Consider the following 18,271-nt stretch of genomic DNA (forward strand, 5'->3'; position numbering starts at 1 on the left):
GTCAGCCGGTCCTGCCCGCGGGCTCCTCCCGTTCGGCCCGTGCCAGTGGTGCCATCAGCGCGACGTACAGGACGAGCGACGAGGCGAGGCCGACCGCCCATCCGTAGTCCGCGAGCGGCTTGAGGAACGGGATGAGTCCGTCGACCGGGAACGGGCCGAGCTTCGCCCCCTCGGCGTCGACGTTCGAGTACGAGCCGCCGACGGCCAGGACACCGCCGACCGCGAAGGCCAGCACCGCCCGCCAGTTCCAGCCGTTCGTGTACCAGTAGCGTCCGCCGGGTGTGTAGAGGTCGACGAGGTGCAGGACCGTACGGCGGATGATCCAGTAGTCGGCGATCAGGATGCCCGCGACCGTGCCGAGCAGTCCTCCGACCACACCGAGCCAGGTGAAGATGTAGAACTCGGGGGTGGAGATCAGCTTCCACGGGAAGATCAGGATGCCGATGACGCCCGTGATCAGCGCGCCCGTGCGGAAGTTGATGAACTTCGGCGCCAGGTTGGACAGGTCGTACGCGGGTGAGACCACGTTCGCCGCGATGTTCACGGAGACCGTGGCGATCAGCACGATGAAGAGCGCGAAGAGCAGACCGAAGGCGTTGTCGGTCTTGGCCGCGAGGGCGACCGGGTCCCAGACCGCCTCGCCGTAGACGACCTCGGAGCCGGAGGTGACCAGCACGGCGAGGATCGCGAAGAGGGTCATCGTCGTGGGCAGGCCGAGGGTCTGCCCCCAGGTCTGGGCCTTCTGGCTGGCGCCGAAGCGGGTGAAGTCGGGGATGTTGAGCGAAAGGGTCGCCCAGAATCCGATCATGCCCATCAGGGAGGGGAAGAAGACCGGCCAGAAGTCCGCTCCCCAGCCGAGCTTCGAGGGCTGGGACAGCAGCGCGCCGAAGCCGTCGGCCTTGACCGCGATCCAGATCAGCAGCACGAACGCGCCGATAATCACGACGGGAGCGGCCCAGTTCTCGAAGTGCCGGAGGAAGTCCATACCGCGGTAGATGATGGCGATCTGCAGCGCCCAGAACAGCAGGAAGCAGAGCCACAGGGGCCACGGGTGACCCGCGATCTTCCCCGCGTTCTCCCATTCACCGCCGGTCAGCTTGGAACCCAGGACGAAGATGCCGCTGCCGCCGATCCAGGTCTGGATGCCGAACCAGCCGCAGGCCACGGCGGCGCGGATCAGCGCCGGGATGTTGGCCCCGCGCAGACCGAAGGAGGCCCGGGCGAGGACGGGGAACGGGATGCCGTACTTGGGACCCGCGTGACCGGTGGCCAGCATCGGCAGCAGCACGATGATGTTGGCCAGCGCGATGGTGAAGACGGCCTGCTTCCAGTCCATGCCGAGGGCCACCAGGCCCGAGGCGAGGGTCCAGCTGGGAATGCAGTGGGCCATGGAGATCCACAGCGCCGCGAAGTTGTACGTCGTCCACTTGCGCTCGGAGAGCGGGACGGGACGCAGGTCCTCGTTGGCGAAGGGACTGTCGGAGGGGAAGGCCCCGGGGCCGAGTTCGATCCGGCCGTCGGCGTCGGCGGACTGGGATATCGGCGGCCCCGTGGGGACGGTTTCGGTCATGGGCAGGCCAATCGATGAGGTGGGACGGGAAAGGCCGTGCGGGTGGCGCCGTGGGGGAGGTGGTGCGGTCCCCTTCCCGGGGAGGTGGGAAGGGGACGACTTGTGTGGAGGGAGCGGGTGGACCGGAGGAAGCGGGGATTGTCACCGGTGGACGGACGGACCGGCCGTCGATGGCCGGACCGGCCGGCGACCGATGAGGTCGTCGAGCCCGTCGGGGCAGGCCGTCAACTGTTGACGGCGGGAATGACCGTCGATCCGTACGCCTCGATGACCGCTTCTTGGGCGTCATGCATGTCGTACAGGGCGAACTGGTCGACGCCCAGCGCGCGGAGGGCGTTCAGTTTCGCGATGTGCTGCTCGGCCGTGCCGATCAGGCAGAACCGGTCGACGATCTCGTCGGGCACGAACTGCGTGTCGGGGTTTCCGCTGCGTCCGTGGTGGGAGTAGTCGTAGCCCTCGCGGGACTTGATGTACTCGGTGAGTTCGTCGGGGACGGCGGCGGAGTGCTCGCCGTACTTGGAGACGAGGTCGGCCACGTGGTTGCCGACCATGCCGCCGAACCAGCGGCACTGCTCACGTGCGTGGGCGAGTGCCTCGGGCGAGTCGTCCTCGGTGACGTAGGCGGGCGCCGCGACACAGATCTTGACGTCGTCCGGGTCGCGTCCGGCCTCGGCCGCCGCGGTCTTCACGGCCTTGACCATGTACTCGGTGAGGTACAGGTCGGCCAGCTGGAGGATGAAGCCGTCGGCCTCCTCACCGGTCATCTTCAGGGCCTTCGGGCCGTACGCGGCCATCCACACCGGGAGTTCGGCGCCCGGCCTGATCCACGGGAACCTGACGACCGTGCCGCCGAGGTCGGCCTCCTCGCCCCGGCCGAGCGCGCGGATCACCTTCATGGCCTCGCTGATCCGCGCGAGGGTGTTGGGTTTGCGGCCGGCCACCCGCATCGCGGAGTCGCCGCGTCCGATGCCGCAGACGGTGCGGTTGCCGAACATGTCGTTGAGCGTGGCGAAGGTCGAGGCGGTGACCTCCCAGGTGCGGGTGCCCGGGTTGGTGACCATCGGACCGACCGTCAGCTTCGTGGTGTTGGAGAGGATCTGGCTGTAGATGACGAACGGCTCCTGCCAGAGCACGGCGGAGTCGAAGGTCCAGCCGTACGTGAAGCCGTTGCGCTCGGCCCGCTTCATCAGGCTGATGACGCGGGAGGCAGGGGGGTCGGTCTGCAGGACGAGTCCGAAGTCCATCTGCGCCACTCCTAGTTCAGGTACTGACAGGTGGAGCGGGGGGTGTAGACGCCGTGTCCGGCGCGTCCGGTGAACTCCCGCTCGTTGATGACGAGTTCGCCCCGCGACAGAACCGTCTCGACGCGGCCGGTGGTGCGCCTGCCCTCGTACGCCGAGTAGTCGACGTTCATGTGGTGGGTCTCGGCGGACATGATCTGTTCGGCGTGCGGGTCGTAGATGACGACGTCCGCGTCGGCGCCCGGCGCGATCGTCCCCTTCTTCGGGTACAGGCCGAACATCCGGGCCGGGGTGGCGCAGGCGATCTCGATCCAGCGGCGGCGCGAGATGTGTCCGTCGACGACGGCCTGGTGGAGCAGGTCCATGCGGTTCTCGACGCCCGGCAGACCGTTGGGGATCTTCGAGAAGTCGCCCCGGCCGAGGTCCTTCTGGCCCACGAAGCAGAAGGGGCAGTGGTCGGTGGAGACCACCTGGAGGTCGTTCGTGCGCAGCCCCCGCCACAGGGCGGCCTGGTGCTCCTTGGGCCGCAGCGGTGTCGAGCACACGTACTTCGCGCCCTCGAAGTCCGGTTCCGCGAGGTTGTCCGTGGACAGGAACAGGTACTGCGGGCAGGTCTCGCCGAAGACGTTCAGGCCCTCGTCGCGTGCCCGGGCCAGCTCGGCGACGGCCTCCTGCGCCGAGACGTGGACGACGTACAGCGGCGCTCCGGCGACCTGCGCGAGCTTGATGGCACGGTGGGTGGCCTCGGCTTCGAGGAGGGCCTTGCGGACCTCGCCGTGGTACCTGGGGTCGGTCTCGCCCCGGGCGAGCGCCTGTTCCACCAGGACGTCGATCGCGATGCCGTTCTCCGCGTGCATCATGATCAGGCCGCCGTTCTCGGCGGAGCGCTGCATCGCGCGCAGGATCTGTCCGTCGTCGCTGTAGAAGACGCCGGGGTAGGCCATGAACTGCTTGAAGGAGGTCACGCCCTCCCCCACCAGCAGGTCCATCTCCTTGAGCGTCTCCTGGTTCACGTCGGAGACGATCATGTGGAAGCCGTAGTCGATGGCGCACTTGCCGTCGGCCTTGGCGTTCCAGGCGTCGAGGCCCTCGCGCAGCGAGCGGCCGACGCTCTGGACGGCGAAGTCGATGATCGTGGTCGTACCGCCCCAGGCCGCGGCCCGGGTGCCGGTCTCGAAGGAGTCGGAGGCGAAGGTGCCGCCGAACGGCAGCTCCATGTGGGTGTGTGCGTCGACGCCGCCCGGAATCACGTACTTCCCGGTGGCGTCGATGGTCCGCTCGGCCGTCCAGGACTCGGCGGCGGACGTGCCGGCTGCGGCGAGGGCGGCGATGCGGCCGTCCTCGACGAGGACGTCCGCGTGCAGTTCGTCGGACGCGGTGATGACGAGGCCACCGCGGATGACGGTTCGGCTGCTCATGTTCCCTCTCCTGTCGTGGGCACCCCGGTGGAGGGCGGTCGGAACGTACGGGTGGTTCGTGGCTGGTCGCGCCGTTCCCCGCGCCCCTCACGGGGCACGGGCACCGGTAACCCCGACAGAGCCCCGGTCAGGGGGCCGTCAGCGGCTCGTACGCGTCCGGACGGCGGTCGCGGTAGAACTGCCAGCGGTCGCGCACGGTCCGCAGCTTGGCCATGTCCAGGTCGCGGACGACGAGTTCGGTCTCCTTGTCGCTCGCCACCTCTCCGGCGAACTGGGCCTCGGGGTCCACGAAGTACGAGGTCCCGTAGAAGTCGTTGGGGCCCAGTTCCTCGACGCCCACGCGGTTGATGGCACCCACGAAGTACTCGTTGGCGACGGCCGCCGCGGGCTGCTCCAACTGCCAGAGGTAGGAGGACAGTCCGCGCGAGGTGGCCGACGGGTTGAAGACGATCTCGGCTCCGGCGAGGCCGAGGGCACGCCAACCCTCCGGGAAGTGCCGGTCGTAGCAGATGTAGACGCCGATCCTGCCGACGGCGGTGTCGAAGACCGGCCAGCCGGCGTTGCCGGGACGGAAGTAGAACTTCTCCCAGAAGCCCTCGACCTGCGGGATGTGGTGCTTGCGGTACTTGCCGAGGTACGAGCCGTCGGCGTCGATCACCGCCGCGGTGTTGTAGAGGACGCCGGGCTGCTCCTCCTCGTACATGGGCAGTACGAGGACGATGCCCAGCTCCTTCGCCAGCGCCTGGAAGCGCCGCACGATCGGGCCCTCGGGGATCTGCTCGGCGTACTCGTAGAACGCCTTGTCCTGGACCTGGCAGAAGTAGGGCCCGTAGAACAGTTCCTGGAAGCACAGGACCTGAGCACCCTGCGCGGCCGCGTCGCGGGCCGCCTGCTCGTGGACCTGGATCATCGATTCCTTGTCGCCCGTCCATGCGGTCTGGAAGACGGCGGCGCGGATCACTCTGCTCATCGGGACCTCCGGTCACTCGGTGTGCGGCGAGCTTAGGAAGGCCGGCGAGCCGGTTTGAGTTGCAGCGTGTCACGTCTGCGGGCGTATGGCGTTCCACGGTGTCACCCTTGCGCAGCCCCATGTTTCACCACCGTTTTCCCAGGTCTTCGGGTGTTGCGGTCCTGTTGCGCGCCTTCGGTCTCAGCTCTGTTGCGCGTCGTGCGCGAGGAGGGCGATGTGTACGGACGTGGCCTGTTCGAAGTCGTCGAGGTCGACGCCGAGCCGCGCCTCTATGGCCTCCAGCCGCCGGTAGAGGGCGGGTCGGGAGACATGGTGGAGCTGCGCGGTGCGCGACTTGTTGCGGCCCGTGGCGAGATACGTGCGCAGCACCGGCAGCAGCTCCGACTCGGCGTCGGCGCCGCACAGCAGCCCGTCCAGTTCACGTTCCGCGAAGGACTGGACGTGCGGGTCGTCCCGCAGCAGCCGGACCAGCCCGCGCAGGTGTACGTCCTTCAGTCGCACCACGGCCGGCAGGTCGAGGTCGGTCGGGCTCTCTGCGACGGCGTCGGCCACGTGCCTGGCCTCGCGCAGTCCGGCGGGCAGGTCGTCCCACCCGGTCCGCGCGTCCGCGGCGGCGACGACGGCTTTGCCGGCCTCCGCCCTGTCGCCCCCCGACTCCGTACGCAGCCGGGTGGCGAAGTGTGCGGCGAGGGCTTCGGCGTCCTGGTCCCTGGCGAGGCTCAGCAGTACGGCGGTGACCCCGTCAGCCAGTTCGGCGACCAGTCCGGGCAGCCCCAACAGGCGTAGTACGCGGTCGAGTTGGGCCGCCTCGGCGCCTCGTACGGCCAGGGGTACGAACGTCCGGCGGTTGACGGGCAGGCCGGCCGCGCGGGCCCGGGGCAGCAGTTGCCTGGCCGGGACGACTCCGGAGACCAGGTCGGTGAGCAGGCTCTGCGCGGACTGCTCCTCCCAGGAGGGCGCGGGGCCGCCGAGCATGCGGTGCAGGACCAGGGCCTCGGCGGCGCGGTCGGCGAGCAGCCGTCCTGTGGCGGCGTCGCCGCGGTAGCCGCACAGCACGATGCGGCCCCAGCGCTCACCGCGCCCGCCCAGCTCGGCGCGGACCCAGCCGTCGCCCTCGCTCGCGCCGGCCTGCCGCGCGATGCGCTCCCAGTCGCGCAGGACGTCGTCGACCGCGGACCGCTCCCCCGCCGTGGCGAGGACGCGGTGGGCGAGGTTGGTGACCACCACCGGGCAGGCGCTGTGACCCGCGATCTCGTCGAGCATCCGCTGCAGCGGAGCGCCCGCCGTGATCAGTCCGGTCAGCGCCGTCCGTACGGCCTCCGAGAGGCTGACGGCCGCGAACTTCCGCCGGACGAGGCGCGACTGCACCTCTTCGGTGAGTTCGGCGAAGGGGAACGGGCGGTGCAGGACCACCATGGGCAGCCCGCACCGCTCGGCCGCCCGGCGCATCACCTCGGGCGGCGCGGGGAAGGCCCGGCCGAGTCCGAGGACGACGGCCGCGGCCTCCGCGCGGTGCAGCGAGCGGATGTACTCGGCCTGGGCCTCCGGGTCGCCCGCGAGGAGCACACCTGTGGTGAGGACCATCTCGCCGCCGCTGAGCATCACACCGACGTCGGCGGCCTCGGCGACGTGCACCCAGCGCACGGGCCGGTCGAGCTGGCCCGCGCCGGCCACCACCTCGGGCTCCCCGGCGAGCACCCGCTCCAGGGCGAGGACCTGCCGGACGGACAGGGCGGGTTCCAAGGAGGTGGTCATGGCGGCGAACCTTCAATCTTGCGTTGCTGAACACTCCTCGGAGGCGACGCCCCGTCGGAGCCCGCGCTCCCTCAGAGCCTGCTCCGCAGAGCGCGCTCCAGGATCCCGGCGCCCTCCTCGGCCTCGGCGACGGTGAGCGACAGCGGCGGGGCGATGCGCAGGACGCTGGTGCTGTGACCGCCGCCCTTGCCGATCAACAGGCCTTCCTCACGGGCCGCTTCGAGTACGGCGGCGGCCGCGTCCGGGTCGGCCCGGTCCGTACCGGGCCGCACCAGCTCGACGCCGATCATGAGGCCCCGGCCCCGGACCTCCCGTACGCCCGGCAGTTGGGCGGTGATGGCCCGCAGCCGTTCGATGAGGAGACCGCCGACCCTGCGGGCATTGCCCTGGAGGTCGTGTTCCAGGAGGTACGTGAGGTTGGCGAGGCCGGCGGCCATCGTGACCTGGGTGCCGCCGAAGGTCGAGATGGAGTTGGAGTCCAGGCAGTTCATGATCTCGGCGCGGGCCACGACCCCGCCGATGGACATGCCGTTCCCGATGCCCTTCGCGAAGGTGAGGATGTCCGGCGGGCCGTTCTGGCCGTGTGCCTGCCAGCCCCAGAAGTTGTCGCCGGTCCTGCCCCAGCCGGTCTGCACCTCGTCGGCGATCCACAGGATGCCGCGCTCCTGGAGGACCTCACGGAACGCCGCGTACAGGCCGTCGGGCGGTGAGGTGAAGCCGCCGACGCCCTGAACGGGCTCGGCGATCAGGGCCGCGGGCGGGCGGACATGCCCGAGCAGGTCCTCCAGGTCGGCGACGCAGGCCGCGACGAAGCCGGCGTCGTCGAGGTCGGCGAACGGGCCCCGGGTGCGGACGCCGCCGTGCACGTACAGCGTCTGGAGGGGCGAGAGGCTGGTCGGGGACCAGCCCTTGTTGCCGGTGATGCCGACCGCGCTGAACGAGCGGCCGTGGTAGCTGTTGCGCATCGCCAGGATCTGGTTGCTGCGGCGGTACGCGGTGGCCAGCATCAGTGCGGTGTCGTTGGCCTCGGTGCCCGAGGTCGTGAAGAACACGCGCGCGTCCGGGATGCCCGACAGCTTGGCGATCCGCTCGGCCAGGTCGACCATCGGCCGGTTCAGGTAGAGCGTGGAGGAGTGGTTGATCCGGCCTGCCTGCTCACTGACGGCCTTCGTCACCTCGGGCAGGGCGTGCGCGGTCATCGTGGTGAGGATGCCGCCGAAGAAGTCGAGGTACTTGTTGCCCTCGGCGTCCCAGACGTGGCGGCCCTCGCCGTGGGTGAGCTCGACGGGATCGGCGTAGTAGAGGGCCAGCCAGTCGGGCAGGACGGCCTGATGGCGCTGATGGAGTTCGTTGCTCACGGCTGGACCAGTCCTTCGTACGCGTCGGGGCGGCGGTCCCGGTAGAAGGCCCACTGCCGGCGGACCTCCTCGATCAGGTCGAAGTCGAGGTCGCGGACGACGAGTTCCTCACCCTTGTCGCTCGCCCGCTCACCGACGAACTGCCCTCGCGGGTCGACGAAGTACGACGTCCCGTAGAAGTCGTTGTCCCCGTACTCCTCCTCGCCGACACGGTTGATCGCGGCGACGAAGTACTCGTTGGCGACGGCGGCGGCCGGCTGCTCCAGCTGCCACAGGTGGGCGGACAGGCCCCGGGAGGTCGCCGACGGGTTGTAGACGATCTGCGCGCCGTTCAGGCCGAGCTGGCGCCAGCCCTCCGGGAAGTGGCGGTCGTAGCAGATGTAGACGCCGACCTTGCCGACCGCGGTGTCGAAGACGGGCCAGCCGAGGTTGCCCGGCTTGAAGTAGTACTTCTCCCAGAAGCCCTTGACCTGGGGGATGTGGTGCTTGCGGTACTTGCCGAGGTAGGTGCCGTCGGCGTCGATGACCGCGGCGGTGTTGTAGTAGAAGCCGGACTGCTCGACCTCGAACACCGGGACCACGACGACCATGCCGGTCTCGCGTGCGAGCTCCCGCATACGGGTGACGGTCGGGCCGTCCGGTACCGGCTCCGCCCAGCGGTAGTGCTCCGGCTCCTGGACCTGGCAGAAATAGGGGGCGTTGAAGACCTCCTGGAATCCGATGATCTTCGCGCCCTGACGGGCCGCCTCGCGGGCGTGCTCCTCGTGCTTGGCGACCATGGATGCGGTGTCGCCGGTCCAGGTGGCCTGGACCAGAGCGGCGCGTACGACGTTGGCCATGAGCTGCTCCTTCGACGTGACGTCAGAGAGCCTCTACGCCCGTAGACACTGGGCGTAGAGCCCTGAAAGTAAGCCGCGGCGCTGCGCTGGGCAAGACCATCGTCGTTAACCGGCGGAGTCGATCATGTTTCCTACCCCTGTGGGTTAGCCCCGACGCGCCGGCGGGGGCGCCCTCGGTGCGTGGGGACGGGTCGGCGGGGACGCGCGATACCGGCCCCGCGCCCCTGGCTGGACAGGCGGGCCGGAGCGCCGGAGCAGCACACCGGCAGTGGCCTTCCCCGGTGTCGATCGCCTCAGGCCGTGTAGCCCGCCACCCGGAGGGCGTGGACCAGGTCCCAGTAGCGCTGCTCCGAGACATGGCGGGCCGCTTCCAGGAGGAGCGGCGCGAGGACCTGCGGGGCCGCCTCGACACTGCGGACGGCTTCTTCGGGGGTCCGGATGCGGACGTACGCGTCCAGCAGGGCGCGGACCTCGCGGTGCCGGTCCCCCTCGACGAGGCCCAGGAGGGCGTCACCTATCTCGGCAGCGGGGCGCACGACGCCCTGGCGCAGCATCTGCTGACCGTCGTCCGTGCGCCCGGCCGCCGCGAGCGCGTCGGCCGCGGCGACCAGCCGGTCGGCGGGCAGGGAGGCCGCCTCCCAGAGGAGGGTGGCCCAGTCGGCGCCCAGCCCGGCGCGGTGCAGCTCGGCGGCGAGGAGCGGGAAGCGGGCCGCGGGCCAGTACGCGGCCTCGACCAGCAGGACGTGCGCCTCGCCGCTGTGGCCCTCGCTCCGCAGCCGCACGAGCCGCGCGACCGTCTCGACCGTGGTCCGCCGTGCCTCGTCGTCGAGCGGCTCGCGCCGCGGCTTCGGCGGCTCGGCCTCCTCGGAGCCGCGCGCGAATCGGGCTCCCCGCAGGGTGCGCTCAGCGGCGGGCGGCACGGGCATGGCGGGAGCGGCGCCGCCGGCCTCCTCCTCCGTCATACCGGCGAAGCGGGCGCCTCCTCGCGCGCCGCCCCGGGCACCGCCTCGGGCGCGGCGCTTGGAGCGTTGCCTGGGAGCGGGGGGCTCGGCGGCTTCGGCGGGTGCCGCCTCGGCCGGCGAGCGGCCGGGCGCGGGCGCCGGCGTCGCCGCGCTGCGCGAAGCGGCAGGGTCGTGGGCCGGGGCGGTGCCGGGCCCGGGTCCGGCGCCCTGCCGGGCGGCCCGCTCGGCGGAGGCGTCGCGCCACAGGTCCGGCCAGTCGTCCTCGTCCGGCGCCGGCCGCTGCGCGCCCACGCGCGGGGCGGCCGGCCGGCCGGATCCGCCGCCACCAGCCTCGCCGGCGTCACCCCGGATGCCGGCCCCGCCGTGGCCCGTGCGTCCACCGAGGCGGCCGTACCCCTCGCCGTCGTGACCGCCGGGACCGTCACGGCCACCGCGTCCGCCGTCGTCGCGACCGCTGTGGCTGCCGGCGTCGTCGCGCCCGTCACCGCCACGCTCCCGGCTCTCACCGGAATCGCCGCGCCCGCCGGGACCCTCGAAGTCGCTGCGGCGCCCGTCCCGACCACCGTGTCCGCCAGCACCGTCACGGCCGTCGTGGCCGGGACCTCCGCCCTCGCCGGTGCTGCTGCGCCCGCCGGGGCCCTCGGGACCGCCGCGGCGCCCGTCAGCACCACCGGGCCCGTCGTGACCGTCATGGCGCCGGTCACGACCGTCGTGCCCGCCCTGATCGCCAGGGCCGCCTGAGCCGTCGTGACCGCGACGACCGTCCCGGGGCTCATCAACCCAGAAGACACCCTCGCCGGGCCCTGGGCCCTGGCCGTCACCGCGGTTCTGGCCTTCGCCGCGGTCTCGGTCTTCGCCACCGCCGGATGGCCCCGTACGGGCCCCCTGCGCGTACCCGTACTTCGTCCGCTGGTCCAACTCACCCATGCGGGAATGGAGTTCGGCGCAGCGGGCCGTCGCGCGGTCGTGGTCGTCACGGGCCCAGGCGAGATCGAGGCGCAGGGAGTCGGCCTCCGCCTGGGAGGTGGCCGCGTGGAGCGACCGGCCGAGCTCCGAGAGCCGTTCGGCGGCGTAGCGCTGTTCGCGCAGCATGACGTCGAGCCGGTCACCGAGGGCGTCACGGCCGCCGGGCCGTCCGTCGTACGCGGCGAGGGAGGCGTCGTGCAGCGTCCGGGCCCGCTCGGCCTCCTGCGCGGCTGCCCGGTCACCGTACTGGCCGGCGAGGTCCTGGAGGATGGCCTGTACGACGTCCCAGGGCGGCACCTCCCAGCCGTCCAGGCAGGCCCGCATCCCCTCGGGGTCACGCTGCCAGAACACACCGCACCAGCCGCCGCCCTGGTCGAGCCGGGACAGCAGGCCACCGAAATACCTCGCGAACTCCCGCACCTGGCCCGGGAGTTGTTCCACCGCCATTACCTTCACCCCACGCCAGACTGGAGTACTCCGGTCCGGTAGAAAACACCATTCGTGTTACGGAATCGCTACAACGAGTTTTCGACCTGAACGCAGAGTGCGGTTACCCACCCGGAACGTGACGTGAGACGGCGGGTGGTGACGCGCCGTCGCCTCGCGCGTCACACGGCGGCGAGCGCGCATCTGCCGGCGATCTCGTCCATCGAGAGTCCCAGTACGCGCGCCAGCGCCGCGACCGTGAAGAAGGCCGGGGTCGGGGCGCGCCCGGTCTCGATCTTGCGGAGGGTCTCCGCCGAGAGGCCGGCGCTCATGGCGACCTCCGCCATGCTGCGGCGGCCTCTGGCCTCGCGCAGCAGCCGCCCGAGCCGCTCGCCGCGTTCGTGCTCTTCGGGGGTCAGCGGGGTTCGCACCATGCCGTCACTCTAATACCGCCCACCGCCCCTCGAACAGGCACCGATCAGCCCGCCGACGGGTGTGTCAATTGGCCCGGCGGCACGAAACCCACAGGACAAGCCCCCCGCGCAAACCGACCTCAGGCACGCCCCGCTCAGGGGGGCGAGGAACTGCGCGACAAGCCCAAGACGGCCGGCACATGCGAACAGTCCCCGAGCCCCACCCCCCAGGGGCGCGGGGAACTGCGCAACAAACCGCCGACGGCTACGGTGCCGGCCGTACCACCATGGCCGAGCCACCACCCCTCCGCACGGTCTCCGCGGCCGCCAGCCACTTGCCGTTCGGCAGACGCTGGACACCCGTCGCCGCTCCGATCTCCGGATTCTGCCGGAACCCGTGCCCGAGCGCTTCCAGCCGGGTCCGCAACGGGCTGTCCCACAGGCCCGGTTCGAGCTCGGTGGTCGCCTGGTTCCGCTGACTGGCGCGCGGCGCGGCGATCGCGTCGACGAGCGGAAGGCCCCGGTCGAGGAAGCCGGTCAGCGTCTGGAGGACCGTCGTGACGATGGTCGCGCCCCCGGGCGAGCCCAGCGCCACCACGGGCCGGGCGTGGCGGTCGAGCACGATCGTCGGCGAGATGGACGAGCGCGGACGCTTGCCGGGCCCGGGCAGGTTCGGGTCGTGCACGGCCGGGCTCGCCGGGGCGAAGGAGAAGTCGGTCAGCTCGTTGTTGAGGATGAACCCGCGGTTCGGGACGGTGATCCCGCTGCCGCCGGTCTGCTCGATGGTGAGGGTGTACGCGACGACGTTGCCCCACTTGTCGGCCGCCGTCAGATGGGTGGTGTTCTCGCCCTCGTACGTCGTCGGCGCGGCCTTGCCGCCGGCCGCGCAGGCCGCCGGGTTGCGGGGGTCGCCCGGCGCGAGCGGGCTGGTGAGCACCGCGTCGTCCTTGATCAGGCACTCGCGCGAGTCGGCGTACTTCTGCGAGAGCAGTTCCTTCGTCGGTACGTCCTCGAACGCGGGGTCGCCCACCCAGCGTCCCCGGTCCGCGAAGGCGATCCGGCTCGCCTCGATGAAGCGGTGCAGGTACTGGTCGTCCGTGGCCTTCGAAAGGTCGGTGTTCTCAAGGATGTTGAGGGCCTCGCCGACGGTCGTGCCGCCGGAGGAGGACGGCGCGATGGAGTAGACGTCCAGGCCGCGGTACGAGGTCTTCGTGGGCGCCTGCCGCTTCGCCCGGTACTTCGCGAGGTCCTTCAGGGACAGGTCGCCCGGGCGGGCGTCGTATCCCGAAGCCGGGTCGACCGGCGGCTTGTTCACCGTGTCGACGATGTCCTCGGCGAGTTTGCCGCGGTACAGCGCGCCCGCGCCGCCCCGGCCCAGCTCCTGGTACGTACGGGCCAGATCGGGGTTCCTGAACGTCGAGCCGACCACCGGCAGCGCGCCGCCCGGCAGGAACAGCTCGGCCGTGTCGGGGAAGTTCCTGAACCGCGCCTCGTTGGACGCGGTCTGCGAGCGGAACGTGGCGTCGACGGTGAAGCCGTCCCGCGCGAGCCGCTCCGCGGGTTTCAGCAGCGATCCGAGCCTCTTGCTGCCCCAACTGTCCAGTGCTGTCTGCCAGGTGGCGGGCGTGCCGGGCGTGCCCACACCCAGGCCGCTGGTCACGGCGTCCGCGAACGGGATCGGCCTGCCGTTCTCCAGGAAGAGTCCCGAGTCGGCCGTCAGGGGCGCGGTCTCGCGTCCGTCGACCGTGTGCACCGTACGGGACTTGGCGTTGTAGTAGACGAAGTAGCCGCCTCCGCCGATGCCCGACGAATAGGGCTCGGTGACGCCGAGGGCCGCCGCGGTGGCGACGGCCGCGTCCACCGCGTTGCCGCCCTTGCGGAGGATCTCGATTCCGGCGGCCGAGGCGTCCGCGTCGACGCTGGAGACGGCCCCGCCGTATCCGACGGCGACCGGGACCTTCTCCACCGGTCCGGGGGTGCCCCCGGCGGTTCCCGACGGGGGCGGCGCCGCCCCCACCGACACCACAGCGGCCGAAACCGCCAGTACAGCAAGTCTGCGCGCGGCCGAGCGCCCCATCAGTACCTCCAGTCAGCGACCGTCCGCGCAGCGTAACCCCGTAACCATGACCGCGTCAGGACCCTCTCGAACACCGGTGCGCCCTCCCGCTAGCATGCGCGCCCATGAATGACGACGTGCGCAACATCGTCCTCGGAGTGATCGCGGCGGGCCTCAGCGCCTCGCTGGGCTGGATCGCCCGGACCTACCTGTGGAAGCGCAAACTCCGCCGCAAGCAGGCCTTCTTCGGGCTGCCCGAGCACTCCGAGTCGCTGCTCGTGGTCAACCGTGACGCCGGCAGCCCCGACCTGGCGGTGCACCGCTACGACGTGTTCGCGCTCCTGGAACTCGCGGCCCTGATCAAGGACTGCAACGCGCACGCCGACGTGATCACCCAGGACGCGGCCCGGCAGGGCTTCGGGGAACGCACCGAGTTCTGCGTCGGCGGCCCGGGCTCGAACCGCCGCATGGCCGCCCACATGCAGGCCATGCTGCCGGGTGTGCGCGTGAACATCGACCCGGAACCGGGTCCGGACCGTCTCGCGTTCCAGATAGGCACCGAGCGCCACCGCATGGAGGCCGGCCTGGCCGAGTACGTGCTGCTCGCGCGGCTCACGGCCGGCCAGCCCGGTCCGAGCAGGCCCGTGTTCCTCTTCTGCGGCCAGCGCGCGATCACCAACCAGGCGGCGACACGCTATCTGGCCCGCAACCACGAACGGCTGTACCGCAAGCACGGCGACAGCTCCTTCGCCCTGCTCCTGAAGGTCGTGAACTCGCAGGCGTACGGGCCGGACGTCGTCGAGCTGGTCGCCGACGTCACGCGTGCCGCCCAGACCCCACTTCCGGCGGCGCCCGCACGCAATTCCCACCGCGCCTCCTGACCTCCTCCACTCTTCAACGATCGTTACTCGCACGTAACTTACCGGCGGGTTACTTGCGGTAAGCAGGCGAGGTTACCGTCGGGTCACTTTTGCACTTACACGAGTGAGGAGTGACCTGTGGGACACCCGCGCAAGGCCCTGCGTACGACCGCCGTGGGCGCCGTCTCGGCTGCCCTGATCGCCGGCACGGCCCTGGGGCTCGCCCCCGCGGCCGAGGCGGCGCCGGCCGGCATCCGGTTCGTCGACATCGCCGGTGACGGCGGCACGGTCCTCAAGGCCAACGTCGTCACGCCCGCGAGCGCCGACGGCTCGCGCACGTACCCGCTCGTCGTGCTGCCCACGAGCTGGGGCCTGCCACAGGTCGAGTACCTCGCCCAGGCCAGGAAACTCGCCGACTCCGGCTATGTCGTGGTCACTTACAACGTCCGCGGCTTCTGGCAGTCCGGCGGGGAGATAGAAGTGGCCGGCCCGCCCGACGTGGCGGACGCCTCGAAGGTGATCGACTGGGCTCTGGCCCACACCCCGGCCGACGCCCGGCACATCGGCATGGCGGGCGTCTCCTACGGCGCCGGCATCAGCCTGCTGGCCGCCGCGCACGACAAGCGCGTCAAGGCCGTCGCCTCACTCAGCGGCTGGGCCGACCTCATCGGCTCGATCTACTCGGGACGCACCCAGCACTCCCAGGCGGCCGCCCTGCTGAACGGCGTCGGCCGGCTCACCGGCCGCCCCAGCGCCGAGGTCCGGCAGACCTTCGAGGACTTCTTCGCCTCGAACCTCGCCAAGGAACCGGAGCTCGTCGCCTGGGGGAAGAAACGTTCCCCCGCGACCTACGCCGACCGGATCAACCAGAACGGCACGGCGGTCCTGCTCGCCAACACCTGGGGCGACACGGTCTTCTCCCCGAACCAGTACGCCGACTTCTACGAGCGGCTCACCGGCCCGAAGAGGCTCGAATACCGGCCCGGCGACCACGCCACCGCCGAGCTGACCGGCCTGTTCGGGCTCCCCAACGACGTATGGACGGACACCCGGCGCTGGTTCGACCGATACCTCAAGGGCGAGGACAACGGCATCGACCGCGAGCCGCCCGTACGGCTCATGTCCCGTTCCACCGGCGGCTACGAGGGCTATCCGGACTGGAAGTCGGTCGGCGCGACACGGAAGAAGATCACGCTCTCCGGCTCCACCACGATCCGCGCGAACGTCAACTCGGGCGCGGACGGCGGGATCGTCCTGCTCTCCAGCATCCTCGACCAGCTCACCCGGGTGCCCCCGGTGGCGTCGATCCCGCTGCTGCCGCGCCGGTACGCCGCCGTGTGGCAGTCGGAGAAGTACGCGAGCGCCCAGCGCGTACGCGGCACGGCGAAACTGCACACCACCCTCACCGGCACCAAGGAGAGCGGCACCCTCGTCGCGTACCTGTACGACGTGGGCCCGCTCGGCCTCGGCAAGCTGGTCAGCAACGCGCCGTTCACCTTCCACGGGCAGACGCCCGGCAAGCCGTTCGGCGTCGACCTGGAGCTGTTCTCCACGGCCTACGACGTCCCGGCAGGGCATCGGCTCGCTCTGGTCGTCGACACGGTCGACCCGCTCTACATCGAGCACAACCCGACCGGCGCGCAGCTGACCTTCTCCTCGCCCGAGGCCGACCCGTCGTACGTGTCGGTCCCGCTGCGCGAGCAGTGATCACCGGCTGCTGCCGGGCGGGCCATTGCCCCTTCGCCACCGCGTGCCCGGCAGCAGCGTCCCTGGTACGGCCGAGGCGTCGTCGACGGCCTCCGTCACCGCGGGGATGAACGGCACAGCGTAGTCGAGGTCCGGGCAGGCCGGCCGCCCGGCATGGCGGATCTCCTCACGGGAGACATGAGCAGGCCTCGACTCCCCTGCCTGGAGGGCGAGTTGAGCCTACCGGCCGAACCATGGGCGGCGACCGCGCGGGGCGCCGGGGCAGGACGTACGCATGCCGTACGGATCATGGTCGCGCTCCCCCTCTCAGTGCTTGAGGATCTTGGAGAGGAAGTCCTTGGCGCGGTCGCTGCGCGGGTTGGTGAAGAACTCCTCGGGGGTGCGGTCCTCGACGATGCTGCCGTCGGCCATGAAGACGACGCGGTTGGCCGCCGAGCGCGCGAAGCCCATCTCGTGGGTGACGACGACCATCGTCATGCCGTCGCGTGCGAGCTGCTGCATGACCTCCAGAACCTCGTTGATCATCTCCGGGTCGAGCGCGGAGGTCGGCTCGTCGAAGAGGAGCACCTTGGGATCCATGGCCAGGGCGCGGGCGATGGCCACGCGCTGCTGCTGACCGCCGGAGAGCTGCGCCGGGTACTTCGGCGCCTGTGAGACGAGGCCCACCCGGTCGAGGAGTTCGAGCGAGCGCTTGTCGGCCTGGTCCTTCTTCCGGCCGCGCACCTTCATCTGCGCCAGCGAGACGTTCTGGAGGACCGTCTTGTGCGCGAAGAGGTTGAAGGACTGGAAGACCATCCCGACCTCGGCGCGGAGTTTCGCGAGTTCCTTGCCCTCCTCCGGCAGCGGCTGTCCGTCCAGCTCGATCTCCCCCGACTGGATGGGCTCCAGACGGTTGACCGCTCTGCAGAGAGTCGACTTGCCCGATCCCGACGGGCCGATGACGACGACCACCTCCCCCTTGCCGACGGTGAGGTTGATGTCCCGCAGGACGTGCAGCTCCCCGAAGTACTTGTTGACGTCACGCAGCTCGATCAACGGATCGACGGACATGCTCAGCCCTACCCACTCTCAGCTGTGTCGCGATGGCCGCAAACTATCCATCCAGGAGTGGAGCCACCGCACGACACGCACTTTTCGGGCATTAGCCGTATTTACGCCGTCAGTCCAGGCCACAGCCTCACGATTCGGCGACCTCGGCGTACAGCTGCGAGAGTTCGGGGACCCCGCTGGCCGCCCAGTCATGGCCCGAGACGACCACGTCGATCTCACGGCCCGACACGAGACGCACCACCGGCCGGCCGTTCGGCCAGACCTCCCAGACCGCGCCGGGAACCGTGCGGACGATGACCGTGCCCAGATAGAGGCCCGCGTCGTTGCCGAGCCACGGCAGGCTCTCCTCGTCGTCGCGCCAGCGTGGCAGCAGTTGGTCCAGTGCCTCCAACGAGGCCGCGGAGTCGTCGAGTTCGATCCCCGCCTGGTGCGCCTGGGAGCGCAGCAGTTCGCATTCGGAGAGCAGTTCCGCCACCCCCTCTCGGTCGCTCTCGCTGTCCGAGAAGACCGCGACTCCCCTGGCGGGGCCCCGCTTCTTGCGCCAGTTGCCCAGGAAAGGGATGTTCATACACCCAGCCTTTCATCCGTATCGCCCCGGCGCACCACAGGGCGCGCGGAACACCTGTTCCCAGGGAGTTCGCACGCAGTTCGCCCTGGCTCATTGACGAGTCCCTGTCGTC

General features: G+C 70.7%; 14 protein-coding genes. 2 read left to right on the forward strand and 12 right to left on the reverse strand.

Annotated features, from left to right (window positions below; translation table 11 throughout):
- Nucleotide 1: 1 nt before the first annotated feature.
- The 10 genes from O1Q96_RS33235 to ggt form a co-directional block, all read right to left on the reverse strand.
- Entirely contained in the window at nucleotides 2–1,570 is a 1,569-nt protein-coding gene (locus tag O1Q96_RS33235) for an NCS1 family nucleobase:cation symporter-1 (RefSeq protein WP_269251674.1), read from the reverse strand.
- Between the two features lie 224 nt (nucleotides 1,571–1,794).
- On the reverse strand, nucleotides 1,795–2,814 hold the full coding sequence (locus O1Q96_RS33240) for a TIGR03842 family LLM class F420-dependent oxidoreductase (RefSeq protein WP_269251675.1): 1,020 nt from the start codon (nucleotides 2,812–2,814) through the stop codon (nucleotides 1,795–1,797).
- Nucleotides 2,815–2,825: 11 nt separating this feature from the next.
- Nucleotides 2,826–4,229, reverse strand: a complete 1,404-nt coding sequence (gene hydA / locus O1Q96_RS33245; RefSeq protein WP_269251676.1) for a dihydropyrimidinase — start codon at nucleotides 4,227–4,229, stop codon at nucleotides 2,826–2,828.
- 127 nt (nucleotides 4,230–4,356) lie between these two features.
- The gene (locus O1Q96_RS33250) at nucleotides 4,357–5,199 is read right to left on the reverse strand and encodes a nitrilase-related carbon-nitrogen hydrolase (protein WP_269251677.1); all 843 of its coding nucleotides are present in this window, start codon (nucleotides 5,197–5,199) and stop codon (nucleotides 4,357–4,359) included.
- Between the two features lie 180 nt (nucleotides 5,200–5,379).
- Nucleotides 5,380–6,954, reverse strand: a complete 1,575-nt coding sequence (locus O1Q96_RS33255; protein ID WP_269251678.1) for a PucR family transcriptional regulator — start codon at nucleotides 6,952–6,954, stop codon at nucleotides 5,380–5,382.
- Between the two features lie 71 nt (nucleotides 6,955–7,025).
- Nucleotides 7,026–8,312, reverse strand: a complete 1,287-nt coding sequence (locus O1Q96_RS33260) for an aspartate aminotransferase family protein (RefSeq protein WP_269251679.1) — start codon at nucleotides 8,310–8,312, stop codon at nucleotides 7,026–7,028.
- The gene (locus O1Q96_RS33265; protein ID WP_217452960.1) at nucleotides 8,309–9,151 is read right to left on the reverse strand and encodes a nitrilase-related carbon-nitrogen hydrolase; all 843 of its coding nucleotides are present in this window, start codon (nucleotides 9,149–9,151) and stop codon (nucleotides 8,309–8,311) included. Before O1Q96_RS33265 ends, O1Q96_RS33260 begins: the two co-directional genes overlap by 4 nt.
- A gap of 293 nt (nucleotides 9,152–9,444) precedes the next feature.
- Nucleotides 9,445–11,520, reverse strand: coding sequence for a hypothetical protein (locus tag O1Q96_RS33270; RefSeq protein ID WP_419586988.1), 2,076 nt, complete (start codon nucleotides 11,518–11,520; stop codon nucleotides 9,445–9,447).
- Between the two features lie 167 nt (nucleotides 11,521–11,687).
- Nucleotides 11,688–11,939 (reverse strand): helix-turn-helix domain-containing protein, encoded by a 252-nt coding sequence (locus O1Q96_RS33275; protein WP_269251681.1) that lies wholly within the window; start codon nucleotides 11,937–11,939, stop codon nucleotides 11,688–11,690.
- Between the two features lie 244 nt (nucleotides 11,940–12,183).
- Nucleotides 12,184–13,995 carry a gamma-glutamyltransferase gene (gene ggt, locus O1Q96_RS33280; RefSeq protein ID WP_269251682.1) on the reverse strand — a complete coding sequence of 604 codons (1,812 nt, stop codon included), beginning with the start codon at nucleotides 13,993–13,995 and terminating at the stop codon, nucleotides 12,184–12,186.
- Nucleotides 13,996–14,099: 104 nt separating this feature from the next.
- Between ggt and O1Q96_RS33285 the strand changes: the two genes are divergently transcribed.
- Nucleotides 14,100–14,855, forward strand: a complete 756-nt coding sequence (locus O1Q96_RS33285) for a hypothetical protein (protein WP_269251683.1) — start codon at nucleotides 14,100–14,102, stop codon at nucleotides 14,853–14,855.
- Nucleotides 14,856–14,972: 117 nt separating this feature from the next.
- A complete protein-coding gene (locus tag O1Q96_RS33290) occupies nucleotides 14,973–16,541 on the forward strand; it encodes an alpha/beta fold hydrolase (protein WP_269251684.1) in 1,569 nt (522 codons plus the stop codon).
- Nucleotides 16,542–16,847: 306 nt separating this feature from the next.
- On the opposite strand, the gene O1Q96_RS33295 is transcribed toward O1Q96_RS33290, so the two are convergent.
- Both O1Q96_RS33295 and O1Q96_RS33300 read right to left on the reverse strand, forming a co-directional pair.
- Nucleotides 16,848–17,591, reverse strand: coding sequence for an amino acid ABC transporter ATP-binding protein (locus O1Q96_RS33295; RefSeq protein ID WP_269251685.1), 744 nt, complete (start codon nucleotides 17,589–17,591; stop codon nucleotides 16,848–16,850).
- 127 nt (nucleotides 17,592–17,718) lie between these two features.
- Entirely contained in the window at nucleotides 17,719–18,159 is a 441-nt protein-coding gene (locus O1Q96_RS33300; RefSeq protein WP_269251686.1) for a DUF6278 family protein, read from the reverse strand.
- Nucleotides 18,160–18,271: the final 112 nt, after the last annotated feature.

The sequence above is a fragment of the Streptomyces aurantiacus genome, from assembly GCF_027107535.1.
GTDB lineage: Bacteria > Actinomycetota > Actinomycetes > Streptomycetales > Streptomycetaceae > Streptomyces.